The organism is Ciceribacter sp. L1K23 (genome assembly GCF_018122705.1).
Lineage (GTDB): Bacteria > Pseudomonadota > Alphaproteobacteria > Rhizobiales > Rhizobiaceae > Allorhizobium.
The window spans coordinates 1-1,299 of record NZ_JAGRRC010000004.1 but is presented as its reverse complement, the minus strand read 5'-3'; the positions used below and the strand labels follow the sequence as shown (position 1 = coordinate 1,299).

Here is a 1,299-nt window from a genome sequence, read left to right as displayed (position 1 = left end):
TGTCCGACCTGAGAGATAGGTGACGTTTTGTACCGAAGACATGGGTAACACTTTTTGCCTTTTGGCGGGAGGTGTTGATGCCGTGGAGAGAGATTTCGGTCATGGAGGAACGTCTTCGTTTTGTCGCCCGGCTTCTGGAGGGCGAAGGGATGAGCGAGGTGTGCCGGGACTTCGGCATATCGCGCAAGACCGGCTACAAGATCTTCAACCGCTACAGGCAGGACGGCCTGGAGGCGCTGACGGACCGGTCGCGCCGTCCGGTGCGCTATGCCAATCAACTGCCTGATCAGATCGAGGCGATGATCATCGCATCGAAGAAGGGCAAGCCGCACTGGGGTGCGCGCAAGATCAGGGAACTCCTGGTGCGCAGACTGGCAGGCGACGTGCGCATCCCCTCGACCAGCACGGTGCATGCGGTCCTCGATCGCCACGGGCTGGTCGCCCATGCGCGCAGGCGCCATCGCAACAAGGCCGAAGGCACCGACCTCTCCCATGCGATCGTTCCCAACGATCTCTGGTGTGTCGACTTCAAGGGCGAGTTCAAGCTGGGGGATGGGCGATATTGTTACCCGTTGACGGTGACCGACCAGGCGTCACGCTATCTTCTGGCCTGCGAGGCCTTCTCGTCGAACAAGGAGCTTCCCGTCTTCGAGGCGTTCCGCCGCCTGTTTGCCGAGCGCGGCCTGCCAAACGCAATCCGCAGCGACAACGGCGTGCCCTTCGCCAGCCCGAACGGCCTCTACAATCTGTCGAAGCTCTCCGTCTGGTGGCTCAGGCTCGGCATCGCCATCGAACGCATCCAGCCGGGCCATCCGCAACAGAACGGCCGGCACGAACGCATGCATCTGACGCTCAAGAAGGAAGCCACCCGTCCCGCGGGAATGAACATGCTCCAGCAACAAGCGCGATTCGACGCTTTTACCAGCGAATTCAATATGGAGCGGCCGCATGAGGCACTCGCCATGAGAACCCCGCAAGACATCTACACCGCATCAGCTCGCCCCTATCAAGGGCTGCCGGAGATCGACTATCCGTTCCACGATAGAGATGTCCTGGTAACCTCCTGCGGCCGCATCTGCATGCATCGTAAGAAGATCAACATCTCAGTCGTCATGGCAGGCCAGAAGCTCGGCATCAAGGAAGTCGACGACGGCATTTGGCTCGTCAGCTTCATGCAGTATGATCTGGGATATATCGACCTGGAGCAGAGGACTTTGCAAACCATCGACAACCCGTTCGGCACGAGGTTGTCACCCATGTCTTAGGTACACGATGTTACCTATGTCTTCGGTATGGACA

General features: G+C 59.4%; 1 protein-coding gene. It reads left to right on the top strand.

The features are described 5' to 3' along the window. Positions 1–77: 77 nt before the first annotated feature. Positions 78–1,265, top strand: a complete 1,188-nt coding sequence (locus tag J5J10_RS22215) for an IS481 family transposase (RefSeq protein ID WP_211931828.1) — start codon at positions 78–80, stop codon at positions 1,263–1,265. Positions 1,266–1,299: the final 34 nt, after the last annotated feature.

Coding starts and splice junctions, on each gene's coding strand:
- J5J10_RS22215 (WP_211931828.1), top strand. CDS start 78: ATGCCGTGGAGAGAGATTTCGGTCATGGAGGAACGTCTTCGTTTTGTC.